At 45.9% G+C, this 25,953-nt stretch carries 24 protein-coding genes and 1 other annotated feature; of the genes, 13 read left to right on the top strand and 11 right to left on the bottom strand.

The features are described 5' to 3' along the window. Positions 1-47 precede the first annotated feature (47 nt). Together glgP and ylbJ are read right to left on the bottom strand one after the other, a co-directional pair. Positions 48-2,648 (bottom strand): alpha-glucan family phosphorylase, encoded by a 2,601-nt coding sequence (gene glgP, locus ASD40_RS34225; protein ID WP_235549495.1) that lies wholly within the window; start codon positions 2,646-2,648, stop codon positions 48-50. Position 2,649: 1 nt separating this feature from the next. After that, positions 2,650-3,888 (bottom strand): sporulation integral membrane protein YlbJ, encoded by a 1,239-nt coding sequence (gene ylbJ / locus ASD40_RS34220; protein WP_057307609.1) that lies wholly within the window; start codon positions 3,886-3,888, stop codon positions 2,650-2,652. Between the two features lie 279 nt (positions 3,889-4,167). Here ylbJ and ASD40_RS34215 point away from each other — a divergent pair, with 279 nt between their 5' ends. Further along, positions 4,168-4,560, top strand: a complete 393-nt coding sequence (locus tag ASD40_RS34215) for a globin domain-containing protein (RefSeq protein ID WP_057307608.1) — start codon at positions 4,168-4,170, stop codon at positions 4,558-4,560. 44 nt (positions 4,561-4,604) lie between these two features. Next, complete coding sequence (locus tag ASD40_RS34210) at positions 4,605-5,306, top strand: DUF2225 domain-containing protein (protein WP_057307607.1); 702 nt, start codon at positions 4,605-4,607, stop codon at positions 5,304-5,306. A 220-nt stretch (positions 5,307-5,526) separates the two neighbouring features. Here the strand turns inward: ASD40_RS34210 and ASD40_RS38960 are convergent, their stop codons facing one another. Together ASD40_RS38960 and ASD40_RS36835 are read right to left on the bottom strand one after the other, a co-directional pair. Beyond that, a complete protein-coding gene (locus ASD40_RS38960; RefSeq protein ID WP_082562640.1) occupies positions 5,527-5,760 on the bottom strand; it encodes a hypothetical protein in 234 nt (77 codons plus the stop codon). Between the two features lie 3 nt (positions 5,761-5,763). Continuing rightward, a complete protein-coding gene (locus ASD40_RS36835; RefSeq protein ID WP_082562639.1) occupies positions 5,764-5,928 on the bottom strand; it encodes a YycC family protein in 165 nt (54 codons plus the stop codon). Between the two features lie 156 nt (positions 5,929-6,084). Here ASD40_RS36835 and ASD40_RS34205 point away from each other — a divergent pair, with 156 nt between their 5' ends. Beyond that, a complete protein-coding gene (locus tag ASD40_RS34205) occupies positions 6,085-7,893 on the top strand; it encodes a M3 family oligoendopeptidase (protein WP_057307741.1) in 1,809 nt (602 codons plus the stop codon). A 57-nt stretch (positions 7,894-7,950) separates the two neighbouring features. Here the strand turns inward: ASD40_RS34205 and ASD40_RS34200 are convergent, their stop codons facing one another. Further along, positions 7,951-9,210: a methyl-accepting chemotaxis protein gene (locus tag ASD40_RS34200; protein WP_057307606.1), complete on the bottom strand. Its 1,260-nt coding sequence runs from the start codon at positions 9,208-9,210 to the stop codon at positions 7,951-7,953. Between the two features lie 283 nt (positions 9,211-9,493). On the opposite strand from ASD40_RS34200, the gene ASD40_RS34195 reads away from it, so the two are divergent. Beyond that, positions 9,494-9,862 (top strand): hypothetical protein, encoded by a 369-nt coding sequence (locus ASD40_RS34195; protein ID WP_047681433.1) that lies wholly within the window; start codon positions 9,494-9,496, stop codon positions 9,860-9,862. 56 nt (positions 9,863-9,918) lie between these two features. On the opposite strand, the gene ASD40_RS34190 is transcribed toward ASD40_RS34195, so the two are convergent. Genes ASD40_RS34190 through ASD40_RS34180 form a run of 3 tightly spaced genes read right to left on the bottom strand, consistent with a single transcriptional unit; the run spans position 9,919 to position 12,848 of the window. Then, a complete protein-coding gene (locus tag ASD40_RS34190; protein ID WP_057307605.1) occupies positions 9,919-10,737 on the bottom strand; it encodes an ABC transporter ATP-binding protein in 819 nt (272 codons plus the stop codon). A 33-nt stretch (positions 10,738-10,770) separates the two neighbouring features. After that, positions 10,771-11,820, bottom strand: a complete 1,050-nt coding sequence (locus ASD40_RS34185) for a FecCD family ABC transporter permease (RefSeq protein ID WP_057307604.1) — start codon at positions 11,818-11,820, stop codon at positions 10,771-10,773. Then, positions 11,817-12,848: a FecCD family ABC transporter permease gene (locus ASD40_RS34180; protein WP_057307603.1), complete on the bottom strand. Its 1,032-nt coding sequence runs from the start codon at positions 12,846-12,848 to the stop codon at positions 11,817-11,819. The genes ASD40_RS34185 and ASD40_RS34180 overlap by 4 nt, the downstream gene beginning before the upstream one ends. A gap of 179 nt (positions 12,849-13,027) precedes the next feature. On the opposite strand from ASD40_RS34180, the gene ASD40_RS34175 reads away from it, so the two are divergent. After that, positions 13,028-14,026 carry an ABC transporter substrate-binding protein gene (locus ASD40_RS34175; protein ID WP_057307602.1) on the top strand — a complete coding sequence of 333 codons (999 nt, stop codon included), beginning with the start codon at positions 13,028-13,030 and terminating at the stop codon, positions 14,024-14,026. Between the two features lie 1,074 nt (positions 14,027-15,100). On the opposite strand, the gene ASD40_RS34170 is transcribed toward ASD40_RS34175, so the two are convergent. Beyond that, entirely contained in the window at positions 15,101-15,340 is a 240-nt protein-coding gene (locus ASD40_RS34170) for an alpha/beta-type small acid-soluble spore protein (protein WP_029194830.1), read from the bottom strand. A 160-nt stretch (positions 15,341-15,500) separates the two neighbouring features. Between ASD40_RS34170 and ASD40_RS34165 the strand changes: the two genes are divergently transcribed. The 6 genes from ASD40_RS34165 (at position 15,501) to ilvD (ending at position 22,419) form a co-directional block, all read left to right on the top strand. Beyond that, positions 15,501-15,998, top strand: coding sequence for a hypothetical protein (locus ASD40_RS34165; protein WP_057307601.1), 498 nt, complete (start codon positions 15,501-15,503; stop codon positions 15,996-15,998). 1 nt (position 15,999) lies between these two features. After that, a complete protein-coding gene (gene rnhA, locus ASD40_RS34160; RefSeq protein WP_057307600.1) occupies positions 16,000-16,647 on the top strand; it encodes a ribonuclease H in 648 nt (215 codons plus the stop codon). Between the two features lie 304 nt (positions 16,648-16,951). Next, positions 16,952-18,046 carry a sugar ABC transporter substrate-binding protein gene (locus tag ASD40_RS34155; protein ID WP_057307599.1) on the top strand — a complete coding sequence of 365 codons (1,095 nt, stop codon included), beginning with the start codon at positions 16,952-16,954 and terminating at the stop codon, positions 18,044-18,046. 69 nt (positions 18,047-18,115) lie between these two features. Further along, entirely contained in the window at positions 18,116-19,624 is a 1,509-nt protein-coding gene (locus tag ASD40_RS34150) for a sugar ABC transporter ATP-binding protein (protein WP_057307598.1), read from the top strand. 1 nt (position 19,625) lies between these two features. Further along, positions 19,626-20,612, top strand: coding sequence for an ABC transporter permease (locus ASD40_RS34145; RefSeq protein ID WP_057307597.1), 987 nt, complete (start codon positions 19,626-19,628; stop codon positions 20,610-20,612). A 121-nt stretch (positions 20,613-20,733) separates the two neighbouring features. Then, the gene (gene ilvD / locus ASD40_RS34140; protein ID WP_057307596.1) at positions 20,734-22,419 is read left to right on the top strand and encodes a dihydroxy-acid dehydratase; all 1,686 of its coding nucleotides are present in this window, start codon (positions 20,734-20,736) and stop codon (positions 22,417-22,419) included. Between the two features lie 250 nt (positions 22,420-22,669). Here ilvD and ASD40_RS34135 read toward each other — a convergent pair whose 3' ends face one another. Next, positions 22,670-23,800, bottom strand: coding sequence for a permease (locus tag ASD40_RS34135; RefSeq protein WP_057307595.1), 1,131 nt, complete (start codon positions 23,798-23,800; stop codon positions 22,670-22,672). Positions 23,801-23,958: 158 nt separating this feature from the next. Next, positions 23,959-24,225, top strand: a binding site (T-box leader). 65 nt (positions 24,226-24,290) lie between these two features. On the opposite strand from ASD40_RS34135, the gene trpS reads away from it, so the two are divergent. Next, positions 24,291-25,274, top strand: a complete 984-nt coding sequence (gene trpS / locus ASD40_RS34130; RefSeq protein WP_057307594.1) for a tryptophan--tRNA ligase — start codon at positions 24,291-24,293, stop codon at positions 25,272-25,274. A 76-nt stretch (positions 25,275-25,350) separates the two neighbouring features. On the opposite strand, the gene ASD40_RS34125 is transcribed toward trpS, so the two are convergent. Beyond that, a complete protein-coding gene (locus ASD40_RS34125; RefSeq protein ID WP_057307593.1) occupies positions 25,351-25,533 on the bottom strand; it encodes a DUF5325 family protein in 183 nt (60 codons plus the stop codon). A 154-nt stretch (positions 25,534-25,687) separates the two neighbouring features. Between ASD40_RS34125 and ASD40_RS34120 the strand changes: the two genes are divergently transcribed. Continuing rightward, positions 25,688-25,915 carry an alpha/beta-type small acid-soluble spore protein gene (locus ASD40_RS34120; RefSeq protein WP_056829533.1) on the top strand — a complete coding sequence of 76 codons (228 nt, stop codon included), beginning with the start codon at positions 25,688-25,690 and terminating at the stop codon, positions 25,913-25,915. Positions 25,916-25,953 lie beyond the last annotated feature (38 nt).

The following is a 25,953-nucleotide window of genomic DNA, read 5'->3' as shown; positions in this document are numbered from 1 at the left end:
AAAATAAGAAAAGCCCCAAACGGGGCTTTATCTAGGAATTCACGTATTTACTGCCACGATAATGTGGTGGTGACTAGGGAAAGTTCAAAGGAATGTGCGAAGTTAGATGAGATGGGTCGCACGCGAATAGAGAAGTGAGGCCCATGAATGAGATGCGATGGAATGGTCGCTTTATAGCTCTGCATCTGTTCAATTAGTTCACCTATCGGCACCATTGGAATAATTTTTTGCTCCCATGTTTCGCCATTTTCCTCGTAATAAATGACTTCTACTGCCGTATCTTGCGGCCAAATGGGGCCGAAGTGAACTTGTGTCGTAATTTCCTTCGTTGATGGTTTTATTTCGTTTAACGGTACTTCCGTTGATAATTTGGCAGAGCGGTCATCGATGCCAATGATTTTCACGTGATACCAGTTCGAACGGATGAACTGTTTGTAATCGGCAACCTTCGTTGCAACTTCATAGTGATTAGAAACAAAGAGACGGGCTCGCTGCGCTGTCGGCAAATAGGTGAGCTCTGTGTAGTCTTGCACCATGCGATGCGTGTTATAGACCGGGCTCAGCGATTGGATAGAACGCTTCATGCGGCTGATCCATTGATGCGGGAGTGCTCCTTGATTGTAGTACAGCGGAATAATTTCTTTCTCTAAAATGTGATAGATGGCTTGCGTATTTTCTTTCTCTTGTGCAGCCCAGTCCGCTGCTCCTGTGGAACCGATAGCCCAGCCGTTCGTACCGTTGTACCCTTCCTCCCACCAGCCGTCGAGTACACTAAAATTAAGTACCCCGTTCATGGCCGCCTTCTGACCGCTCGTTCCACTTGCCTCAAGAGGTCTACGGGGGTTATTTAACCAGACGTCTACGCCTTGTACGAGGTAACGGGCCATATTCATGTCATAGTTTTCGAGAATAACGATTTTTCCGACGAACTCTTTCATTTGCGAGACGCGATAAATTTCACGGATAAGCTCTTGACCTGGGTAATCGGCAGGGTGAGCCTTGCCAGCAAAAATAAATTGTACGGGTCGATCGGGATCATTGATGAGCTTCTTAAGTCGGTACAAATCATTAAAAATGAGATTAGCTCGCTTATAGGTCGCAAACCTTCTGGCGAATCCGATGGTTAATGCCTTGGGATTTAAATATTGTCTGACTTCCTCAATCCGCTCTTCAGATTCTCCGTTGCGTTTTCGCTGCTCGAGCAAATTTCGCCTTGCGTAACGAACTAAATTTTCTTTCAGTTGTTGGTGCACTTTCCAGATGGATTCGTCTGGAATGACCTCGATCTGCGCCCACTGATGCTTATTGGCTTGTTCTTCTCGCCATGAACCGGGCAGGAAACGATCAAGCAGTTCTTTCCATTGCGGCGCTGTCCATGTGTCCATGTGTACACCATTTGTAATGGAGCTAATGGGAACTTCGCTTGCATCGATGTGACCGTGAAATTCTTTGAACATTTCTCGAGATACTTGACCGTGCAGCTTACTGACCCCATTGCGCAGTCCGGCTGTATTCATGGCCAAGTGGGTCATATTGAATTGCCCCGTATGGTGGTCGAGACCTAATGCTACAATGTCCTGTTTGTGCCGTGACAGCTCACTTAGAAGAGGCCCGAGATAGTGTTCCACCATCTCGATGGAGAATGTGTCATGCCCTGCAGGTACAGGCGTATGGGTAGTAAATACAGTGGCTGATCGAACGGTTTCAACCGCCACATGAAACGGAAGACCTAGATGCAGAAGCTCCTTCAGTCGCTCCAGCGTGAGGAAAGCAGCATGCCCTTCGTTGATATGGTACACGTTAGGGTAGATGTTAAGCAGTCGAAGCGCCTTAACACCTCCAATGCCAAGAACCATTTCCTGTGCAATCCGGGTATCTTGATTGCCCCCATACAACTGAGCGGTCAGCTCTTTGTCCGCTGTATTGTTAGCTTCGTGATCGGCATCCAGCAAATAGATTGAATTACGGCCGACACGCACACGCCAAACCTGTAGGGTGATGGCGCGACCAGGCATATCAATGGAAACGGTGAGCTGTTGGCCGTTTTGCTGCACAGGTTCGATTGGAAGCTTGCTGAAGTCATAGGGGTATAATTCACTTTGCTGACCACCGGAGGTATCGATTTTCTGCGTGAAATAACCTTTTTTATAAAGCAGTCCAACACCGATCAAAGGGATACCCAAATCACTAGCAGATTTCGTATGGTCACCAGCTAAGATTCCCAGTCCTCCTGAATAAATCGGCAAAGATTCATGAAAGCCGAACTCTGCTGAGAAGTAAGCAATTTGTACATAACCTTGATCCGGATGCTTCTCTTGAAACCAAGTGGTGCCATTCATATAAGCATCGAACTTGGCAATTACTTGTTGATAATTTGCTGCAAAATCTTGGTTTCCGCTGAGGGCCTCAATCTGTGAATTGTCCAACAGGTGAAGTAAAAGAACAGGATTGTGGCCGCATTGATCCCATTTTACAGGATCCATTTGTGCAAAAAGCTGCAAGGCGTCATGGTTCCAACTGAACCATAAGTTGAATGATAACTCATTCAAACGCTCAATCGCAGGAGGCAAATGTTTCGCATCTTGGGGGAAGGCTATTTGCATATCTGGATGTTCTCTCCCTTTATGATCATGATCGTGATTACCCATATTATCTTGTTCCACCAACCTTTTCATACACGAGTTTAAGTAAGGAATATGCAGCAAAGAGTCCGGCAATGACAGAAAAAGCACCAAGGAAGACCGTTCCGCTAATTGGCAGCATTAACCTGAGATAGCTGAGAACAGGAGAAGCCGAATCATATTGAGGTAAGAAAACAGTTTTGGATTCTCGGAAAATTTGCATAGGCTCCCAAAAAACGAGAACAATAGCAGCGGAGAGCAAGGCATGGATGAAGCGCGCGGTGACAAATGGCAAGTAACGCAGATTCGTATGACTTAATAGGCTAATAATTTGAGCATGAACGGACATGCCGCCCCATGACAAAATAAAAGCGCCGATAGCTACTTTGCTGGAGAGAGCTAACGACGCGGGAGCATTCCCGGCAGCCTTCGCCCCCAGTGTCACCTCAAACAAACCGTTCATAACAGCTTGTGATAACTCATGAGGGAGTCCTGCGATTTCTAGGATGGAGGATATAAGCAGGTAAATAGCGTTCATGATCTTAGCTGCTGTTAAGACTTCTAAAACAACAGAGAAGAAAACAACTAATCCACCTACTACGAAAATCAAGCTGAGCGACTGTAGGATGGATTGACTCAGCAGTGTGCCTATGGATCTGCCATCGTTGGTTCGAGCGCTGTGCATCGCTTCAAAAGCACGTTTCCAGACCCAGCCCTTGCTCTTGGGTTCCTGCTCTGTAGGCAAGCTCTTTCTGCCGTGAAATCGCATCATTAAACCTATAAGCACGGAGCCTCCATAATGAGCAATAGCCAAGATCATAGCCAAAGAAGGATCGTGGAAGAAGCCTATTGAAACGGCTCCGATTAAGAAAATCGGATCAGAGCTTGTTGTGAACGCAACGAGTCGCTCACCTTCCTCACGGTTGACAAGCTTCTGCTCCCACAGCTGGGAGGTCAACTTAGCTCCGACCGGATAACCGGCAGCGAAGCCCATAGCCATTACGAAGCCGCCAATGCCAGGGATACGGAAGACGGGACGCATCATCGGATCGAGCAGTGTGCCGAAGAAATGAACGATACCGAAGCCAAGCATAATTTCGGATATAACGAAGAAAGGGAAAAGTGCTGGGAAGAGCACATCCCACCAAATGGAAACGCCGCGTAAGGCTGCTTGAAGGCCGTCATGAGGGAACGCAAATAAGCATAGAATAATGGCAACAACAACAAAAGCCATAAGTAACGCAGCCGTGAAATTTCGTTTCTGCATGAGATTGGATACCTCCTCCTACTCAACTATATGAACAGGATGGGACATACATGCCGTCCCAAAATACTTAGACTTTGGTACTGTTCATAGCCTAGTTTTATGGTAAAATAGAACTAGTGAAGTCTTATATCCTAGGCAGCGGGAGTGATTCAAATGACAGGTGTCATTGCTGGTTTGGTTGTATGTATGTTCGTATTTGTCATTCGGGAAACGCTCATGCATGCAGGGGATGAGGATTTAGAAAATTATTAAGTAATACGAATAGCGAGGTTTACCCTAATGTCAGAAAGTAATCGCAGCACGTTGTACGAATTGATGGGGGGAGCGGAGACGGTACGCAGACTCGTGGAAGCCTTTTATCCAAAAGTTCAGCAAAATCCACTACTGTCGCCTCTGTTCCCTTCGGATATAGGACCCGTTATAGATAAACAGTTCATGTTTTTAAGTCAGTTTTTTGGTGGTCCAACCTTGTATTCAGATGCGCATGGACATCCGATGATGAGAGCAAGACATATGGCATTTCCTATTACAGTAGAACGTGCAGATGCATGGTTAAGCTGTATGTCGGAAGCTATGATTGAAGTAGGACTACCGCCTGATTTACGGGATTTTTTACTGGAACGGCTGAAAGGCTCTGCCTATCATTTTATTAACACATCAGAAGAAGAATAGTTCTTCTTTCCTACATACAATATTGTGAAGGCGGGGTTTCAAGGATGGTCGAACCTTTATATGATATTTCAGTGAAATGTACATATTGCGAGAATTCCTACAAAACGATGAAGGTTCGCCCAAGCTTCAAGAAAGCTAGCAAAACGGATACAGATTTCTGTGTTCATTATAAAGACATCAACCCCGACTTTTATGTCGTGAGGGTCTGTCCGTTTTGTGGATATGCACATACGGAAAATTTTTCGGATAAATGGAAACCAGCGCAGAGGGAAGTCTTTTACGAGAGAGTGGCTCAAAACTGGTCCATGCGCAATTATTGCGGAGAAAGAACTTGGGAAGATACGCTTCTGAGTTACAAGTTAGCTCTTCTTAGTGCGCAGATTAGAGAAGAGAAATCGCGTGTTGTTGCAGGGCTTCTACACCATTTGGCATGGTTGTATCGTTCCAAGGGAGATTGGGAGCAGGAGGAGCGTTTCCTAACGTTTGCCTTGGACGCATATGTCAGTGTGTATGAAACAGAAGGTTTGGATCTCAATAATGCACGACTCATGTACTTAATAGGAGAGCTGAATCGCAGATTAAGCCGCTTCAATGAGGCGGTCAAATGGTTCTCCCGCATTATTAATGACCGCAAGATTATGGATGCTGGTATGATTAGAGCAAGTCGTGAACAATGGATAGCAACCCGTGAAGATATGCTTGCAATTCGTATGGAGCTCCCAGACGAAATGAAACAAGCTACATAGTGAATATTGCCGATAAATCAAATGAACGCTTATCCATTCTGGGAGTTGACTTCTGCCCTTGAATGATTAAGCGTTCATTTTTTCATTGGTTATTTTTAGTTGCACCTGCGAACTTTCATTGCCATGTAATTTAACGTAACTAACGTACATGCGCTTGTCAAAGGAACGAGGTACTCATTCATAGGGACGCTTTCTACTCCTTGCGCTTGGAAGCTAGGAATCATTTGCGTATTGCGGTGTCCGCCAATAAATAATCGCGATCTGTATCGACGAGCGTCAGCTTATTATGGCAGCAAGGAAAAACAAGCAGCTTTTTTTTACCTTCGTGAATAGAAGTCAGTTCGTGGATTTTCAACGGCAGCAGCACATTGGGGCTATGGCAAAAGGGACATTGGGCCACATAAATGTCCTTCATAATAATGTCATAAGGCCAAGTGTTAGCGAAAGGGATCAAAGCTTACTTCGATTCAGGATCGCTATTTTCCGTAGAGGAAGCTTTAGCGAGCTCCGCTAATTTTTGCAGTAAAATATGTTGTGGCATATGCATGAGATGTTCTAAAGGCACCTTAAGTTGTTCAGCTAGCTTAACGGCCGTTTCTGGAGAAATTTGTAACGGTTTCATAATTGAAAATCACCCATCCTGTTCCGAATATATAGTGTGGGAACTATCTATAATTGAATCATACTTTTTATCTATAAGCAATGAGCAAGATGAGTATGATTGGCGATCAGCTGGCGTTTATGATTTAATAAAAGATGGAAAGGAAAGGTGATAGCTTTGCTTAATTTACCTCTTAATCAAACATGGAATTTAGAAACCTTTTTTCCTGGGGGAAGCGAATCTCCAGCATTCGCAGCTCATCTGAAGGAGCTTCAAGCATCGATTGCTGCTTTTCAAGAACAAGTACGAAATACCCCTTCACCACAACAGGCAGAAGATACAGATTCGCTAGTGAAACTGATCGAATTGTTTCAGCATAATTTGAAGCATATCCATGAGGCGGATTCTTTCGTAGGCTGCTTATTAGCGGATAATCAGAAGGATAAGAAAGCGCCTGTACTTAGCGGACAGGTCAAAAGCTTGTTTGCAGAGCATCTGTCATCGCTCACCCATTTTGATCAAGTTCTGACGGGGATCCCAGACGATGTATGGTCAGCTCTACTGCAGAAAGAGCCGTTCAAAGCCATAGCTTTTCCGCTCCATGAGCGACGTGCCTTGGCCCAAGAGAAGTTGCCGCCTGAACAGGAAGCCTTAATTAATGATTTGGCTGTAGATGGCTATCATGGGTGGGGAGATCTGTATAATACGACCGTTGGTCAATTCCGCATGCCTGTAGAGGTTGACGGTAAACAGGTGGAGCTATCCGCCGGTCAAGCGTTTAATAAACTGCATACGGAGAATCGTGAAGAACGACTGGATCTATTTGAAAAATGGGAACAAGCATGGACGGATAAAGAGGAATATTGTGCCGAAGCATTAAACCATTTGGCGGGCTTTCGTCTTCAGATTTATAAATACAGAGGTTGGAAAAATATACATAAAGAGCCGCTTGCTATCAATCGTATGGAAGAGAAAACGCTGAATGTCATGTGGGACGTGATTGACCGAAACAAGGATATTTTCGTTGCCTATTTGAACCGTAAAGCGAAACTGTTAGGTGTTGAAAAGTTGGCTTGGGTTGATGTGGATGCACCACTGGGCGATTCCTCGAAGAAAATTTCTTACGACGAAGGCGCTACTCTGATTGTAGATCAATTCAAACGGTTCAGTCCGAAGCTGGCTGCCTTTTCGGAAGAAGCTTTTGAGAAGCGCTGGATCGAAGCTGAGGATCGAGCAGGGAAGCGGCCTGGTGGCTTCTGTACATCTTTCCCGATTGCGGGTGAGACGCGTATCTTCATGACTTACGGCGGAACGCTAAACAATGTATCTACATTAGCTCATGAGCTAGGTCACGGCTACCATCAGCACGTCATGACAGATATGCCTGCGCTAGCGCAGGAGTACGCGATGAACGTCGCTGAGACAGCCTCTACCTTCGCTGAAATGATTGTAGCGGACGCAGTTGTGAAGAGTGCCTCTACAGATGAAGAACGCATCATTTTACTCGAGGATAAAATCCAACGGGCAATCGCTTTCTTCATGAACATCCATGCGAGATTCATCTTCGAAACGAACTTTTACGAAGCACGTAGTCAAGGTTTAGTTAGCGTTGAGCGTTTGAATGAGCTCATGGTGGATGCGCAGAAGCTGGCTTACAAAGATGCTTTAAGCAGCTATCACCCGCATTTCTGGGCAGCTAAGCTGCATTTCTATGCGACTGATGTACCTTTCTATAATTTCCCCTACACGTTTGGTTACCTGTTTAGTGCAGGGATTTATGCAAGAGCGGTGCAGGAGGGCACAGCCTTTGAAGAAAAGTACATCTCTTTGCTTAGAGACACAGGTAGCATGAACGTGGAGGAGCTTGCTCAGAAGCATCTCGGCGTTGATCTGACAGAGCCGGATTTCTGGCAAAGTGCTGTGGATATGGCAGCTCAAGATGTGAAGCAGTTCATGGAACTGACAGAAGCTAAAGTTCAAGTGTAAAGAATAAAAGGCTTTCCCATGATTGAAGTGGGAAAGCCTTTTTTGTGCGAATAAAGCTTATAATTTGAAAATTTGAATTGTCTGTTGTAACTGTGTGACTACACGCGTCATCTCTTCGGCTTGTGTCACGATTCCTTGTACTGTAGCGATCTGCTCATTCATAGAAGCAGAAACTTCTTGCGTGCCAGCCGCGGATTCCTCCGTGATCGCCGATATGTTCTCCATTGCCGCAGCGATTTGTTCGGAGCTTGTCAGCATTTGTTCGCTTTCTTCCGCGAAACGGGTAATTTCTTCCGAAATAAAGCCTACGCTTCCGACGATCTCTGCGAAAACAATTTCGGTTTGCTCGATTAACACGGTTTGTTTCTTCACGACATCTTCGTTCACTTGAATGCTGCGAATGGCTTCTTGTATGCCTTGCTCAATGCTTTTCACGAAACCGAATACTTCACGTGTAAGAGAGGTTGATTCTTCAGCTAACTTGCGCACTTCCTGAGCGACGACTGCAAAGCCCCGGCCATGTTCGCCAGCTCTAGCCGCTTCGATGGAAGCGTTTAGGGATAAGAGGTTTGTTTGCTCAGCAATCTCGGAAATGGAACGAGTAACGCTGCTGATGCCTTCAGCTTGACGAGCCAGCATGTCGATTGTATCGGATACCTGCTGTGTAACTTCTACGTTTCGTTTCATACCGATGCCTTGGCTTTCAACGGACGTGCGTCCTTTCTCTACAAGGGTCATCATCTGATCCGAGCGGTCTTTCATTTCTTTTGCAGATCCGGCATAGCCCTCGATTCTCACTTCAATATCTTTGGAGGTGATCGAAACACCAGAAACTTCTTCTGAAATTTGCCCGGCACCTGAGGCCAGCTCGTGGGCCGAAATGCTCACTTGTTCTAGGACAGTACGGAAGCTTTCATTTTTAACATAAATATCGCGGCTTGTTTGAAAAACCTGCTTCGAAATTGTTCCTGTGTCGCGAAGAATTTCGCGGAGTTTATCTATCATTTTGTTAAAAGATTGGCCAAGCTGTCCAAGGGTATCATCTGAGGTTACGGTTACTTTTTGAGAGAAGTCCCCTTTGGAAATGTTGAGCGCTATTCGGGATAAATCAGCAATGGGTTCCGTTAGCTGATTCTCGAACCATCGAATGAACGGGTAGCTTCCTCCAAGAATAATAAGTAGGAATATGATACCAAGTAAGCGATTCCAATCTGAGGCAAATGTAACAATCAGCATGAAGATTGAGTTCAAACCAATAAGTGCATAACAACCAAGTTGTAGTTTCTTTCTGAACGATAAGGATGATACTTTATCCAATCCGACCGACTCCTCTGCGAAATTTGTTTATTTGTGTTGGAATCCATGATGTATGCTTGCAAATTATAACATTGAATCTGGAAATATTCTACATCATTTCGACAAATATCGTTCGTTTCTTACATGCGAAATGGGATTTACATTAACATTACATAAAAAATAGTAAGAATTGTGTGAATAATGTAAATTTACTGTTGAATTATGTAAATGGTGTTAGTATAATAGGTCTACAGTCGCATAAATTACATAATAAGTAAAAAATTAAAACTTAAGGAGGAAAGTAATGAATTTGGATCAAATACCACTCGCTAGACAAATCGATTTGGTGTTTAGAAAGATCAAAGAAGAATTATCGCATGTGAATTCTGGTACCGTGTTTGTGCACATTCGCAACAACGAAATTGGTAAATTTGGGATTAAGCACCTTCCGTTTGAAAGTAAGGACGGCGTATTGCCTGCAACCACGACCAAAGGTTTGACGGAGCTGCAGTATCAATCCTTCCGGCAGATGGCTATTGAATCTTTGAAACGGAAGAAAAGCTGGACCCATGGTGAAATTTTGTTCGATTTCACAATTAGACAAAACCTAGTTTCAGCAAGTATTATGTTCGAAAGCAACTATAATATGGCTAATTTTGCAAGAACGATTTAGCACTTATACCTTTTAATTGTAAACAACCCCAGTCACGTAGATGACCGGGGTTGTTCTTATTTATGGGGAAGAATGCGACCCTTTCCGTAAGGGATACACATAGGTGTACGGAAGATAGGATCAGGCGCAACGCTGCATTTCATATCGAACACATCTAGAAGCAGCTGCTCGTTCACGATGTCTTCTGGCTTACCCTCTGCATAAACAGAACTATCCTTAATGGCGACGATATGATGGGCATAACGGCAAGCCAGATTGATGTCATGCAGTACCATCACGATCGTGCGTTGTTCGTTCTCATTCAGCTCGAAAAGCAAGTCCAGTACCTCAATCTGATGGGTTAAGTCCAGATAGGTAGTGGGCTCATCAAGTAGCAGTGTAGGGGTGTCCTGCGCCAGTGTCATGGCGATCCAAGCTCTTTGGCGCTGCCCGCCAGATAAGGAATCCACACTGCGATCCGCGTATGTGAGCATATTCGTAAGCTGGAGGGCATGCATGACTTTGCTCTCATCTTCTGAAGACCACTGCTGCAGCCAACTTTGATAGGGGTAGCGTCCTTGCTTCACGAGCTGTCGTACGGTAAGTCCTTCGGGCGCTGAAGGTCCTTGAGGGAGGATGGCCATTCGCCGAGCTACCTCTTTGGTTGAGAGTTTGGCAATTTCCGTGCTATCCAGTAGGATTGCACCTGATTTCGGCTTCAGCAGTCTAGCAAGTGAGCGTAGAAGTGTTGATTTCCCACAGCCATTGCTGCCAATAAATACGGTGATTTTGCCTTTAGGTATTTGTAAATTCAAGCTGTGAAAGATGGTCGTCTCTCCGTATGTTAACTGAAGCGATTGTGCTTCCAGTGCTTTTTCTTTTTCCAGGGTGGGCATAGGTCTATTCTCCTTTAAGTAAAACCGCTGTTGTTAACCGCGATTTCTACTGCGATATAGCACATAGATGAAGATAGGGGCGCCGATAGCTGCTGTGAAAACACCTGCCGGAATATCGAGCGGTTTGAACAAGAAGCGTCCTGCTAAATCAGCTAACAGCAAAAGCAGGGAACCTGTCAACGCGGACACAGGGATAAGCGCGCCGAAGCTTGGACCTACGAGCTTGCGGGAAATATGCGGAGCCATGAGACCAATGAAATTGATCGCACCTCCGAAGGCGACTGCAGCCCCTGACAGTGCAACGCTAAGGATAATCAGAAGGAAGCGTTGACGTTGGACGCTGCTTCCAACACTGCGGGCGATATCTTCACCCAAGGACTGTATGGTAATGTGACGCGCATACAAGAAGATGATGGGAATTAACAGTGAGACCCATGGTAAGAGCGGGTAAACCGCTTTTTTCCAGGAAACTCCGTAAATACTGCCAGTCATAAAGGTTAGAGATTGATTAGCTAGAATAATTGGTCCGGAAAGCAGCATGAGATAGGATAGTGCGCTCATCGCAGCAGTAAGTCCCGTCCCAATCAGGACAAGCCGCAGAGGCGTGATCCCATTTTTCCATGACAGTGAATAGACCAGTAAGGTAGCGGCGAAAGCGCCAATAATAGCGGCAACTGGCAGCCAGTGAATACTGATTTTATCTGAGAAAAAAAAGAAAAAAGAAACAGCCCCAAGTGTAGCTCCGCCCGTAGTGCCAATCGTGTCCGGCGAGGTTAGCGGATTTCGTACAATGCCTTGCAGAATGGCTCCAGCTACACCAAGCGATGCACCAATTAAGACAGCAACAATGACTCTAGGTAGACGTAAAGTTCTGACGATCATCATGTTTGGATCAGTCCCGTAACCAAAGACAGCACGAACGACTTCAGCAGGTTTGATATAAATGCTTCCTATTCCTGTACTCAGAATCATCACGATGATGACGGCAAGGAGCAGGAAAAGAGAAACAATCAGAGATTTCTTACTGATTAGATAAGAGAACCCTTTGTTTCGTATGGTGACATAACGATGGGAATGACTCATTTCAGAAGTCCCCCTTTGCGAGCGATGTAGATGAAGAAGGGTACTCCGAGAATGGCTGTAGCAACACCGACATGAACTTCCTTAGGCATAACAATGAAACGAGCTATAATGTCTGCACCAACTAAGAGAATGCCGCCTAGAACCGCACAATACGGAATGACCCAGCGATAGTCGATTCCAACAAGAAAGCGAACGATATGCGGAATGATAATCCCTACGAAAACAATTGGACCCGCAACAGCAACAGAGCCTCCCGCAAGAATGACAATCATAACAGCGGCAATGAATTTCACGTATACGGTGCGTTGTCCAAGCCCTTTGGCTACATCATCCCCCATAGATAATATGTTGATGTGCGGCGATAAGAATATAGCACCAATCCAAGCGATTAGGATATAAGGGTAAACGGATTGGAGCATGGCCATTGTCCGTCCTTCGACGGATCCGACAAGCCAATATAAGACCTGGTCAAAGGCTTTGCCATTTCCAAGCAAGATACCTTGGGTTAACGAAGCGAAAAATGCCGTCATTGCTGAGCCTGCTAGCGTAATTTTCATTGGGGTTAAGCCATCGCGGCCTAAGGAACCGAGTCCATAGACAAGCGCAGAGCTGAATGCAGCACCGACAAATGCAATCCATGTAAACTGAGTAAGGCTGGAAACATTAAAAAATCCAACGGATAACACGATGGCAAAGGCAGCGCCTGAATTAATGCCGAACAAACTTGGGGAAGCCAGCGGATTCCGTGTAATAGCTTGCATAAGCGCGCCTGCAACGGCCAAGCTTCCTCCTACGAGGGCAGCTATCAAGGCTCTTGGGATGCGTACGGTTTGGATGATGATAGCCTCGTTTGTTGGTTTGGCTGCTTGCGCAAAGGAGGTCACAATTTGATCCCATGAATACGTATGTAGTCCGAACATGACGCTGCTGAGCATCATTGCAGCCAACAAGCAGCAAGCTGCGAGTAATCCAATACTTTTATAGAAATGGTGAAGACGTTCTTTGCTTGAATAACTTGAATGGTTCATGAATGAGTGCCTGCTTCCTTAAATGCTGCTTCATTTATTTTAATGAGTCTGACTAGCGAAGTCAACGAATATGATAATCATTATCAATATAGATTGACAGGCAGGTGATAAATTAGTAATATATGATAGATAATGATAATCGTTATCATCAATTGACTGCGTGGAGGGAACTCATTTATATGTTTGGAAAAAGAAATCGTCAACAAGGAAGAGCTTGGGCTCTTATTGCACTTATGTTTATTTTGTCCGTTGTTTTGACGGCTTGTGGTGATAAGCCAGGTTCACAGCCTTCGGCATCTGCAGCAGCTCAAGAAACAGCGAAGGCGGAAAGTACTCGAACCATTAAACATGCCATGGGAGAAACAGCTGTACCAGCGAATCCAAAGCGTGTTGTCATTTTGACCAATGAAGGAACGGAAGCACTTCTTGCGTTAGGCATAAAACCGGTAGGTGCGGTTGAATCTTATTATGGAAACCCATGGTTTGATCATATTAAAGCTGATATGCAGGGTGTAACGACAGTTGGCGGTGAATCACAGCCGAATTTGGAATTGATCGCATCGCTTAAACCCGATTTGATCATTGGCAATAAGATGCGTCATGAGAAAGTCTACGATCAATTAAAAGCCATTGCTCCAACGGTCTATTCGGAGACGCTGCGCGGTGAGTGGAAAAGTAATTTCCTTTTATACGCTGATACACTAAATAAAAAAGCCGAAGGCGATAAAGTCATCGCAGCTTTCGATAAACGCATTGAGGATTTCAAAAGCAAAGCAGGCGATAAGCTGAAAGAGAAAGTGGCTGTCGTTCGTTTTATGGGTGGCAAAACCAGATACTATTACGGCAATATGTTCACGGGTGTTATTTTTAAACAAATCGGTATCGTTCGCTCGGATGCTAAGAGTGATGAGAAATCGTTCGAAGACATTACCAAGGAGCGTCTAACGGAGCTTGATGCTGCGGATAAAGTATTTTATTTTACTTATGAGACCGGAGATGGCAAAGGGACCAAGCAAGAGCAGGAATGGATGAATGACCCGCTCTGGAAAAATCTTAAAGTGGTTAAAGAAAATAAGTTAATCAAAGTGAATGATGCGACTTGGAATACAGCTGGCGGTGTCAAAGCGGCTAACATCATGCTGGATGATTTGTATAACCTATATCAAGTGAAGCCTTAAAACGAAGGGACTGCTTATTATGAGCAGTCCTTTATTTTTTTGGGGGACGGGGGTAAGGTGATAGATTTACATAATCAAACGGTAAGTTATTAGATTTTCTTATCGTTTGTTTGCTAGTTCTTTGGTAGGAATTACTCCAAAATTCGATTTTAGAGCCATTTAGCTTTCGTGAGTGAAGAAAGGCTATAGAGATTGCTTTAGAGATTACCAATGTTGTATTCTCTACAACAATTCACACGCCAAAAGGCTATTTAGCAACTTGAAGTTGCAGTTTGTACAACTTTTCGAGCTCATTTGTTGCAAAATGGCCTGTATGTGAATGAATTGGCGCTTCAGCAACTAATTGGGTTCAGCAGCTTATTCTCGTAATTGGCGTTAGTTGGGGCGGATTTGAAAGTCTAGTCAATGTAAATGTGGTGCGGAGCAGAGATACCGAGCGGCACATTGTCCGCCTTTACGTGGGCCTTGAGGATCCGCAAGAACTGATTCGGGATATAGACGATGCGGCTGCGGCTACCTTACTATGAATATCATGCCCCGAGGGTATAAGCTCGGAGGAACCGTATGCGACAACTCGCCATACTGATCTATAGAGGCCTATGCACTTGTGCATGGGCTTCCTTTATTTTTGGTTTGGGGGTAAGGTGATGAACCTTAGCTTAATTAGGATAGTTAGCTATTGTTGTAGATAGTGCAACAATCGCTGCCAATCCAGCCTTTCTCCCTTCATTGTTGCATAATGTACAACAATTAGGCCAAATATAGGCGATTTCTTAGCAATTGGGCTCGAAATGTTGTACGAACTGCAACTTCAAGCAGAAAAATAGCCTCTAGGCGTGTGAATTGTTGTAGATAATACAACATTGATATCACAATAGCCCAATCTATCCTCACAAGTGCGGAAAGACTCAAGATCAAATCTTGGAGTCATGCCTATCAGAGGTTAGCGAGCATAATGTATGAATCGAAAGTCTCAGCCGTTTATTTACTTCCATAAGCATAAAAGAAGGGCTTCTTCCAAGTAGGTTGCTACTTAAAGAAAGCCCTTTTAAAACGTAAGTATAGGGGAAACTGTTATCTGCTGAATTTACCGGCAGCGCCGCCAGCAAGTTGCTGTTCAGCAATTTGCACGAGACGACGAGTGATGTTACCACCGATTGCTCCTGTATCACGAGAAGCCATGTAGCCATAGTAGCCGTCTTGAGGAATTTGGATGCCCAATTCTTGAGCAACTTCATACTTCAATTGGTCTAGTGCTTGTGTAGCTTGTGGAACAACTAGTTGGTTGCTGCTACGAGATTGTCCTGATGCCATCTGATATCACCTCCAGTAATGGTAGTATAATCTTTTTTAGGAATTATACTCATAACCTAAACTGGAAATTTTAACCACATTAATAAACCTTAAAAGCAGGAATGCACAGTCTTTGCTATAATGAGAAAACCGAATAAATGGGAGAGCGGAGGCAGGAGTTATGTTTGATATATCCATAAAGGGCTGGTCCCTAGATAAGGATTTACAAATTATTCAGGCAGATGTCCTCATGGCGGTGGACGATAGTATCATTATTGAAGAGCCTCTCTGTGTAGATGTGGGGCTTCCGGCGTTCTTGTACAGTGCCCTACATGATACCGCGCCGAATCGTTTTGCGCCAGCGGATCAATGGGAGCGAATGCCGTTCTTTGTATGCGGCTGCGGAGATCCGGAGTGTAGAGGTTTTTCGTTCGTTGTCCGTCATCTGGCGGATGATCAAGTGGAACTCGTATCCGTTGAGGAGCGCTCTAACGGAACGTATCGCGAGCTTGAAACGCATATCCTCCCTAGCTTGGAGTACAGTAAGAAGGTTTTGGCGGTAGGCGAAGCGTATCTTGCGTTTATTAAAGGTTTGGACTATCGGCCTTATTTCGGTGATACAGTGAAAGTGGTCGAGGATCTTGTACATCAAATACATCAACAATTATGGAGTGAATAAGATGGCGGCAGTGAAATATTATGTTGTTTGGGTGGGACATCAACCAGGGATCTACCGAACATGGGCGGATTGTCAGGCTCAGACTAAAGGTTATCCGCAAGCTAGATTTAAATCGTATGAATCGGAGCTGGAAGCACGTCAAGCGCTGGAGAAGGGGTGGCAGAAGTCGCTGAATTTCTCTGGAAATGGGGGGACAGCAGCGACTGCAAAAGGGAAGTCTGCTACCCCTGAGACAGCTCCAGAAGTTGATTATAACAGTATCTCTGTCGATGTTGGCTGTTCCGGGAATCCAGGAATTGTAGAATACAAAGGCGTTGACACGAAGACGGGTGAGATTATTTTCTATCAAGGCCCTATTTCCAAAGGGACGAATAATTTAGGTGAGTTTCTTGCTATTGTTCATGGGCTCGCTTATTTGCAGAAGCAAGGAAGTGATAAAACCATTTATACCGATTCAGTTACAGCTTTGAGCTGGATACGTAAAAAGGAGGTTTCCACCAATCTAGTTAGGGATGCTTCCACAGAAGAAATATGGATATTAGTTGATCGAGCGTTGAAATGGCTCAAAACAAACACCTATTCCAATAAAATTGTGAAGTGGGATACGCGGAAATGGGGAGAAATCAAGGCTGACTTTGGAAGGAAATGAGAAAACCTCTATCGAGGCTATTCAAGGATGAGCGACCGCGTTTAACGAGGAGAGACTTTGGTCTACGACCAAAGATCCCTATATTAGGTTTTATCGCCAATAAGAAAGTGGTTTTCGGGAACCGAAAGCTTATACTTTCTTATGTGGTAAAAAAAGTCGAAATTTAAGAAAAAATATCTTCAAATGTATTGACGGGAAATCCTCCCAATGCTAATATACAGTAATTCCTATTAAATTACTCGGTATAATGTTTTGATAGAGTTAATAGGAAATAGAGTCAAGCATTAGATCGGGAGGGTAACTCATGAAAAGAACGAAATTAGGCGGTTTATTCATCATTTTGGCTTTAGTAGGAAGCTTGCTTGCAGCCTGCGGACAAACAGAGAACAGCGGCGCGACGGCAACACCTGCAGCAAGTGCGAAGGCAACTGACGCAGCTAAAGCAGCAGATTTAAGCGGAAAGAAAATTGCACTCGTGATGCAATTCAATACAGGTACATTTTCGTCTCAGTATGTAGAAGGCGTGAAGGAACAAGTAGAGAAACTTGGCGGTAAGGTAACGGTATTCGTTGCTGATACGGATCTGGCGAAAATGTCATCCAATCTGGATGCAGCGATTAATCAGAAATTCGATGGTATTCTCATCGATCATGGAACAGCTGAAGCATTGGAAGCAGGCGTGAAGAAAGCACTTGAAAAGAAAATCCCAGTTGTAAGTTTCGATTCGATCCTTTCTGTTCCGGGTGTTACGTCCTTAGAGCAAGGCGATCAGAAGATGGCTGAAGCTACGCTAGAGCAGCTTGCGAAGGATGCCGGCGGTAAAGGGAACATCGTGAAAGTATGGGTAGCCGGCTTTGCACCGATGGAACGCAGACAACTCGCTTACCAAGCTTTCCAAAAGAAATATCCAGACATTAAAGAAGTCGCTGCTTTCGGTACAGCCAAAGATCCTGCGTTAGATACACAAACGCAAATGGAAGCGATTCTGAAGAAATACCCGAACAAAGGCGATATTACAGCGGTATGGACAGCTTGGGATGAGTTTGCGAAAGGCGCGTCCCGTGCCATTCAACAAGCAGGTCGTACAGAAATTAAAGTATACGGGATTGACTTGAGCGATGAAGACTTGCAATTGCTGCAAGATCCAAAAAGCCCATGGGTAGCATCAGCTGCGGTAGATCCGAAGGATATCGGTCGCGTGCAAGTGCGTTACCTGTATCAGAAGCTGCATGGTGATCAAACGCCTGAGAAAGTGGTACTGGAGCCTGTTTATGTATCCAGAGACCAACTGCCGAAGGACAAGCAAGTAAATACAACACAGCTTAGCGAATATGTCAAAGGCTGGGGCGGAAGCCAACAAGGCTATACCGACTGGTTAAAAGCTGCAGAAAAAAAATAGTGTTGTCCAATGCGGTCCCATCGTCAATATGCGATGGGACTTTCAGATTAAGATGAGAGGTGAATGATGATGTCGGTAAACAACGGATCTTTGCTGCATATGAGAGGCATCTCCAAATCGTTCCCCGGTGTGAAGGCGCTTCAGGAGGTTGATTTTGACCTGCAAACCAAAGAAATTCATGCCTTGCTCGGGGCTAACGGTGCTGGCAAGAGCACCTTGATGAAGATTTTATCCGGCGCTTATACCCATGATACGGGGCAAATTTCGATAAACGGCCAGTCTCTCCATATACAGACGCCTAAGGAAGCTATGAACCAAGGTATCTATTGCGTCTATCAAGAAGTTGATACAGCCTTGGTGGCTGGGCTTACGGTGACCGAAAATGTCATGATGGATAAAATGGTTCAAGGCGGTGCCTGGGTCAGCTGGAGAAAGCTGCATCGGGAGGCTGAAGGGATTCTAGCAAAGATCGGGGCTGCGTTCTCTGTTCGCAGCAAGGTGGACGAGCTGAGCATCTCCCAGAAGCAGCTAGTACTTATCGCAAGAGCGATGGCTCATAAGGCCAAGATCATCATTTTCGACGAGCCGACAGCCCCGCTTAGTCTGGAGGAGTCAGAGTGGCTGTTCCAGATCATGGACAGCCTCAAGCGCGAAGGGGTGGGGATTATCTTCATCTCCCACCGCTTGCAGGAAGTGTTCCGTGTCGCTGACCGGATCACGATCATGCGCGACGGCCGCCACGTGCTCACGCAGGCGGCCGCAGACATGGACATCGCCGGGGTCATTGAGGCGATGCTGGGCAAGACCTTCACCGAGGAGTTCCCCAAAGCCGATGTTCCAATCGGCGATACCCTCCTCGAGGTGAAAGGGCTGCGCCGCGGCACCAAGGTGCGCGGCGTCAGCTTTGCCCTCCGCCGAGGTGAAATTCTCGGCGTTGTGGGGTTGGTCGGCGCCGGCAAGACGGAGCTGAGCCGGCTGATCTTCGGCGCCGACGCCGCGGACGGCGGCGAGGTGTGGCTCGCCGGGCGCAAGCTCGCGCTGCGCCAGCCGGAGGATGCCGTGCGCGCCGGCATCGCGCTCGTGCCCGAGGAGCGGCGCAAGCAGGGCGTCCTCGTGGAGGAGACGGTGAAGCACAATCTGTCGCTTCCGATATTGCGCAAGCTGAGCTCGCTCGGCTTTGTGCAGCGCGGCGCGGAGAGTGTGCACGCGGCGAAGATGGTAGAACAGCTGGGCGTGCAGCCCAGCGATCCGAATCGCGTGGTGAAGCATCTAAGCGGCGGCAACCAGCAGAAGGTGGCCGTGGGCAAATGGCTGCCGACGAATGCCGATGTCTATATGTTTGATGAGCCGACCAAAGGGGTCGATGTTGGCGCGAAAAGCGATATTTTCCGCTTAATCGGTCAATTGGCGTCGGAAGGTAAAGGCATTATTTATTTATCCTGCGAGCTAAATGAAATTATAGGAATTGCCGATCGCATTTTAGTAATGAGCTACGGTTCTGTGGTGAAGGAGCTCTCCCGCGCGGAAGCGACGCAGGATCTCATTTTAACGTATGCGAGTGCGGGGGAGGCTGAATAGCATGAAGGAAAGAAGTTTGGATTTTACGTTTAAATACGGCGCTTTGTTCATCATTGCGTTGGTGGTTATCGTCTTTTCGTTCATTAATGAAAATTTTATGACTTATGATAATATCGCGGATATTTTAAGGTCGATATCGATTGTGATGTTTGTCGCTATTGGGGTCACGTTATCGCAAATTGTGGACGGGTTTGATTTATCCGTAGGTTCTACGGTTTCATTATCAACAGTAGCTGCGGCTGCTTTGATGGTTTGGTACCAACAGCCACTCATTCTGGTCATCATTGTTCCTCTTGTTATAGGTGCTGTCATCGGTCTCATAAATTCATGGCTCATCGTAAAAATTCGCATTCCCGATTTACTTGCTACTTTAGCGGTGATGTATATCATCGGTGGCGTGCAAAAAACGTATACGAAAGGCTTTTCCATCTATAATAATATGAGATTCCAAGACGGTACGGTGGCCAAAGGAAAGTTTACGCCGGAATTTCTGTGGATCGGTCAAGGTAAGCTCCTTGGTGTACCTGTACCTGTTATTCTTATGATTGTGGCTGTTATCGCTGTGCATGTCTTTCTGACATACACCCGCTGGGGGCGCCAGCTCTACATTACGGGGGGCAATCGGGAGGCAGCACGTCTCTCCGGGATTTCCGTTAATAAAATCCGCTTAGCGGCCTATGTGCTATCAGGCATTTTCGCAGCGTTCGGTGGTATTCTGTATGCTTCTCGTGTCGGTTCAGGACAGATTGATGCCGGTGCTCCGCTTTTGATGGAAGCTGTTGCCTCGGTGTTCGTCGGGTATTCCGTGCTTGGTGCAGGGAAGCCTAATGTCATAGGGACTTTCTTTGGTGCAGTATTGATTGGCGTATTGCTCAATGGACTTACGATGCTGAATGTGCCTTATTTCGGATTTGATATTATCAAAGGCGGAGTGTTAGTGCTGGCTTTGGCCATAACTTTCGTTCATTTGAATCGACGCAAAGCCTAAAGAGGTAAGTATTGGTATTACATTGACGCGTTATCACACTAAAGAAAGAAATTTTACGAGAAGTGTGGTATGATAGATTCATTATTTTCATATATGAAATGAAATCTAGGAGGAATATAGAATGGCACATCCGAAACAGCGCAGTGACATGATTAAAAAAGGATTCGACCGTGCTCCACACCGCAGCTTGCTGCGTGCAGCCGGCGTTAAAGAAGAAGATTTCGGCAAGCCGTTTATTGCGGTTTGTAACTCTTATATAGACATTATTCCTGGACACGTCCACTTGCAAGAATTTGGTAAGCTCGTGAAGGAAGCAATTCGCGAAGCTGGTGGTGTTCCTTTCGAATTCAACACTATTGGTGTTGACGATGGGATTGCTATGGGCCATATCGGCATGCGTTACTCCTTGCCAAGCCGTGAAATTATTGCGGATTCCTTGGAAACGGTTGTTAATGCACACTGGTTCGACGGAATGGTCTGTATTCCTAACTGTGATAAAATTACACCTGGTATGATCATGGGGGCCCTCCGCGTTAACATCCCTACGATGTTAGTGAGCGGCGGTCCAATGAAAGCCGGTAAAGATAAAAACGGTAAATCGATTTCCCTTTCCTCCGTATTCGAAGGCGTGGGTGCTTTCCAAGCTGGTAAATTAGATGAAGCTGGCTTAGAAGAGTTAGAGCAATACGGTTGTCCGACATGCGGATCTTGTTCCGGTATGTTTACAGCGAACTCCATGAACTGTTTGGCTGAAGGCCTTGGCCTGGCTATGCCGGGTAACGGTACAATTCTGGCTGTTGCGGAAGAGCGTAAGCAATTCGTGAAAGATTGCGCCAAACAATTGATGGTCCTGATTGAAAAAGACATCAAGCCTCGTGATATCGTTACGATCGAAGCGATCGATAATGCATTTGCTCTTGATATGGCGATGGGCGGTTCCACGAACACAGTTCTTCACACACTTGCTATTGCGCACGAAGCTGGTATACACTATCCGATTTACCGAATTAATGAAGTGGCAGAACGCGTACCTCACCTAGCTAAAATCGCTCCGGCTTCAGATTACCATATTGAAGATGTGCACTTGGCAGGCGGTGTGAGCGCGGTAATTAATGAGCTGCTCAAAAAACCGGGCGCTTTCAACGGTGACTGTCTTTCCGTAACAGCGCAGACGCTTCGCGAGAATGTAGCTGGCCGCGAAATTCAAAATACAGACGTTATCCGTCCGTTGTCGAACCCGCACAGCGAAAGAGGCGGACTAGCTGTTCTGTTTGGTAACCTTGCACCTGAAGGCAGTATCGTTAAGGTCGGCGCGGTTGATAAATCCGTTGGCGGACGTCACGTTGGTCCAGCGATTTGTTTCAACTCGCAAGACGAAGCTTTGTACGGTATTGCGAACGGTCTTGTTAAAGAAGGCCATGTCGTTGTTATCCGTTACGAAGGTCCGAAGGGTGGACCTGGTATGCCGGAAATGCTGGCTCCTACTTCCCAAATCGTTGGTATGGGTCTTGGCGCGAAGGTTGCATTGATTACTGACGGACGTTTCTCCGGCGCATCCCGCGGGATCTCGATCGGTCATATCTCACCGGAAGCGGCTGAGGGCGGACCTTTAGCATTCGTACATGATGGCGACATCATTGATGTGGACATGGACGGCCGTAAAATCGAACTGCAAATCAGCGATGAAGAATTCGCGAAACGCCGCGAGAGCTGGACAGAGTTCCAACCGAAAATCCAAACTGGATATTTGGCGCGTTATACGAAAATGGTGACAAATGCTAGTGCAGGCGCCATTCTGAAGTTTTAATTATTGATGTATCAAAAAAGGGAGTTCGCGATTGATGCGAGCTCCTTTTTATATGTTTTGGGTTTGGGGCAGCAAAGCTTCTCAAACACTGTCGGCTCAGCGAGCTCTCGCTGAAAGCGCGGTTTTCGTACTTAATTGTTCGGGTGCTCCAGTTTAAGCGCGCGCGTTTTCCGTGCTTATTTATTTGAGGCTTATGCTGTTGATTGATTAATTGGTTGAGAATCCCGATATGCAAGTTCCAAATCTCCTTTTAAGCTAAAAAGAAATGCATAATAAGCAATGATCCCGCCAATACCGTAACTGCGACGACGATGGAGAGAGTCAGCACGAAACGGGCTTTAAAGATGGAGAGCATCATCAGCGTACTTTTCACGTCAATCATAGGGCCGAACACAAGGAAAGCCAGCAAGGAGCCTGGAGAGAAGGAATTGGCGAAGGAGGCAGCCACGAAAGCATCTGTTGTGGAACACAGGGAGAGCAGGTAGGCAAAGCCCATCATGAACACATGTGAAATGAAAGGTCCCTGACCGATCGCGGATAAGCTGTCTTGGGCAACGAAGGTTTGGATAAGGGCGGTCAGGAAAGCGCCCAGCATCAAGTATTTACTCATTTCGAACAGCTCGGTCGTACCGTGGCTGAGCATAACCATCATGCGACCACCGTCGTGGGAGTGATTGTGGCCTTGGTGATGATCATGATGATGTCCATGATCATGATGGTTATGATTATGGCCTTGGTGGTTATCATGGTCATGGTCGTGAGCGTGAATGTGGTCGGCGTGATGTCCAGGGCTGGAACCCCCGTGGTGGTGCAGTGTGTTTGCCTGAATTTCGATAGGATGACGCAAAGGACTGCCTTTCAGGAAACGTGTCAGCAGCAATCCTACGATGAGTGCAACGCCAAATGTAAGCCCCATTCGCGAATAGGCCATCGAAGTCTCGCCACGGAAAGCCATGAACGTCGAGGCGAAGACGATAGGATTCAGAATCGGACCGACTAGAATGAAGATGACGGCTATGTACACTGGCATTCCTTTCCGCATGAGCCGACGAACGAAAGGAATCATTCCGCATTCACAGAGCGGGAACATGATGCCGAGTACGCAGGCAAATAAGATGCCTCCTAGCGGGTGCCGCGGCGTCATGCGTCTGATGAACGCTTCAGGAATAAAGTTTTCAACGACTGTGGATAGAAGTACGCCTAGTAACATAAAAGGCAAAGCGTCGAGAAAAATACTCATGAAGGCTTTAAAGACGTGCTTGAATTCATAAATGACCAAACCCATAGGAGGAAGCTCTCGCGTTGTCATGATTAAGATGAGGAGAAACGCGCAAATCACGGTGGAGATAGGAAGGCTCCAGCGGTATAGAGTCGATGGCAATTCGTTGACACCCCTTTGTCCGTTGATGCGTCCCCGAAGGACGCGAAGTTATTTTACCCATGGAAAGGCTAGTATGATCTATCCTATGTACATGCAGGTTCAGATAGGACAATGTCCTTGATTGACAATGGATTGTAAGGGTGTATAATAATATAAAATCAATCGCGATGATAGGAACAAGTAAGTTTGTCTTTCGTTTCTCAGAGAGCCGGTGGTTGGTGTGAACCGGTGAAACAAGCAAACCGAATGGATCCTTGAGCATGAGGCTGAACACAGTATGCAGGTTGCCGGAACCTAGGCCGGAGAACATTCCTCATCTGTCCAAGTATGCCAAACGGCAGCTCCCCGTTATCAGAGCCTGAAGGTCTTATTGAACAATTGTTCACGGACAAATTAGGGTGGTACCACGGTCTCTCGTCCCTTGCGGGGAGAGGCCTTTTTGTTGTTTTTTTAGACCATACGAAGTTAAGAATTCTGGAGGGATTATCCAATGAAACGAGTACTATCCGGTATGCAATCCAGCGGACAGCTGACGATTGGCAATTATATTGGCGCACTTCGCAATTATGTGAAGCTGCAGCATTTGCATCGCTGTTATTTTATGGTTGTTGATATGCACGCCATCACGGTTCCTCAGGATCCGGCAGCGCTGAAGGAGCAAACAGAGTCCATAGCTTCGCTTTATATTGCTGCGGGACTAGATCCTAGTAAAGCATCCATTTTCCTACAATCCCATGTTCATGCGCACGCTGAGCTCGGCTGGATTATGACGACGCTGACGCATATGGGAGAACTTGAGCGTATGACACAGTTCAAGGACAAGTCTGAAGGTAAGGATTCCGTTGGTGCAGGCCTATTTACGTATCCATCTTTGATGGCTGCTGATATTTTGCTGTACAATGCCGACTTAATTCCGGTTGGAGATGATCAGAAGCAGCATTTGGAGTTGACGCGCGATTTGGCGAACCGCTTCAATAACCGTTTTGGTGAAATGTTCGTCATGCCGCAGCCTTATATGCCTGAGATTGGTGCGAGAATCATGTCTTTGGATGATGCATCCAAAAAAATGAGCAAAAGCAGTCCGAATGCAGGTAGTTACATCGCCATGCTGGATGAGCCGGATGTGATCCGTAAGAAGCTGAGCCGTGCGGTCACTGATTCAGGCCGTGAAGTGAAATATGATCCGCAAAACAAGCCTGAGGTAAGTAATTTGATGTCCATTTACTCACACTTTGCTGAGATGAGTTTAGTTGAGATTGAAGCCAAATACGATGGGCAAGGCTATGGTCCTTTCAAAAAGGATCTAGCTGAACACCTCGTGGCTGTTCTCGAGCCGATCCAACAACGCTATCGTGAAATTCGCAGCTCAGGCGAAATTTTCGACATTTTGAAAAAAGGTGCGCAGGAAGCAGCTGAAGTGGCTGATCAAACCCTGCTCGAAGTGAAAAAGCGGATGGGCTTTGTCGTTATATAAAAAGCAAAAAAGAGCTCGAACAGCTAATATAGCTGTTTGGGCTCTTTCTCTTTTGACGCAATTGTTGATTCCGTCGTTAAGACCGCGTATTTTTTTTGCGAATCTTCGCTTTAACTACAAATCCATATCCAATAAAGCCTAAGGAGATGATGGAACAGGCAAAGACCATCCAAGGCTGCCTGAGGGCAATGAATAAGCTGATGGAGGCAAGCAGCAGGGTGCCAACAAAAGCGAAAAGAAGAGCGAGTGGTTTGCTCATGAATGTGACCTACTTTCTAGAAGATTGAACAGTGTCTTCTTATTTTAAACTTTTTTGATCGCTGTGCATATAAATTCATTTCCTCCACATACTATCTTTGCAAGCTTGCAAATACATCAAAGATCATAGCTGACTGAAAGGAGTTTGAATCCTTATGGCACAAAATCGTAGCAGTAACACATTGGTAGTTCCACAAGCCAACCAAGCTTTAGATCAATTGAAATATGAGGTAGCTCAAGAGCTGGGCATCCAAATTCCTCAAGATGGTTACATGGGTTATATGGCTACTCGCGATGCTGGTGCAATCGGGGGTAACATTACTCGTCGCTTGGTGCAAATTGCTGAGCAAACGCTGGCAGGACAATCTGGCTTCCGCAGCTAGTTTAGCCTGACTTCGTTCATAGCTTTTCCTGTTTAATG

The organism is Paenibacillus sp. Root444D2, assembly GCF_001426375.1.
Lineage (GTDB): Bacteria > Bacillota > Bacilli > Paenibacillales > NBRC-103111 > Paenibacillus_E.
Note: the sequence above shows the minus strand (reverse complement) of the source record. Positions and strands in the feature narration are given on the sequence as shown.

Bases quoted from the DNA above. Each gene is read 5' to 3' on its own strand.
- glgP (WP_235549495.1), bottom strand. From the start codon at position 2,648: ATGGGTAATCACGATCATGATCATAAAGGGAGAGAACATCCAGATATG.
- ASD40_RS34145 (WP_057307597.1), top strand. From the start codon at position 19,626: ATGAAGGAAAGAAGTTTGGATTTTACGTTTAAATACGGCGCTTTGTTC.
- ASD40_RS34155 (WP_057307599.1), top strand. From the start codon at position 16,952: ATGAAAAGAACGAAATTAGGCGGTTTATTCATCATTTTGGCTTTAGTA.
- ilvD (WP_057307596.1), top strand. From the start codon at position 20,734: ATGGCACATCCGAAACAGCGCAGTGACATGATTAAAAAAGGATTCGAC.
- rnhA (WP_057307600.1), top strand. From the start codon at position 16,000: ATGGCGGCAGTGAAATATTATGTTGTTTGGGTGGGACATCAACCAGGG.
- trpS (WP_057307594.1), top strand. From the start codon at position 24,291: ATGAAACGAGTACTATCCGGTATGCAATCCAGCGGACAGCTGACGATT.
- ASD40_RS34165 (WP_057307601.1), top strand. From the start codon at position 15,501: ATGTTTGATATATCCATAAAGGGCTGGTCCCTAGATAAGGATTTACAA.
- ASD40_RS34185 (WP_057307604.1), bottom strand. From the start codon at position 11,820: ATGAGTCATTCCCATCGTTATGTCACCATACGAAACAAAGGGTTCTCT.
- ASD40_RS34170 (WP_029194830.1), bottom strand. From the start codon at position 15,340: ATGGCATCAGGACAATCTCGTAGCAGCAACCAACTAGTTGTTCCACAA.
- ASD40_RS34125 (WP_057307593.1), bottom strand. From the start codon at position 25,533: ATGAGCAAACCACTCGCTCTTCTTTTCGCTTTTGTTGGCACCCTGCTG.
- ASD40_RS34210 (WP_057307607.1), top strand. From the start codon at position 4,605: ATGGTCGAACCTTTATATGATATTTCAGTGAAATGTACATATTGCGAG.
- ASD40_RS34195 (WP_047681433.1), top strand. From the start codon at position 9,494: ATGAATTTGGATCAAATACCACTCGCTAGACAAATCGATTTGGTGTTT.
- ASD40_RS34175 (WP_057307602.1), top strand. From the start codon at position 13,028: ATGTTTGGAAAAAGAAATCGTCAACAAGGAAGAGCTTGGGCTCTTATT.
- ASD40_RS34150 (WP_057307598.1), top strand. From the start codon at position 18,116: ATGTCGGTAAACAACGGATCTTTGCTGCATATGAGAGGCATCTCCAAA.
- ASD40_RS34120 (WP_056829533.1), top strand. From the start codon at position 25,688: ATGGCACAAAATCGTAGCAGTAACACATTGGTAGTTCCACAAGCCAAC.
- ASD40_RS34215 (WP_057307608.1), top strand. From the start codon at position 4,168: ATGTCAGAAAGTAATCGCAGCACGTTGTACGAATTGATGGGGGGAGCG.
- ASD40_RS34180 (WP_057307603.1), bottom strand. From the start codon at position 12,848: ATGAACCATTCAAGTTATTCAAGCAAAGAACGTCTTCACCATTTCTAT.
- ASD40_RS34190 (WP_057307605.1), bottom strand. From the start codon at position 10,737: ATGCCCACCCTGGAAAAAGAAAAAGCACTGGAAGCACAATCGCTTCAG.
- ASD40_RS36835 (WP_082562639.1), bottom strand. From the start codon at position 5,928: ATGAAACCGTTACAAATTTCTCCAGAAACGGCCGTTAAGCTAGCTGAA.
- ylbJ (WP_057307609.1), bottom strand. From the start codon at position 3,888: ATGCAGAAACGAAATTTCACGGCTGCGTTACTTATGGCTTTTGTTGTT.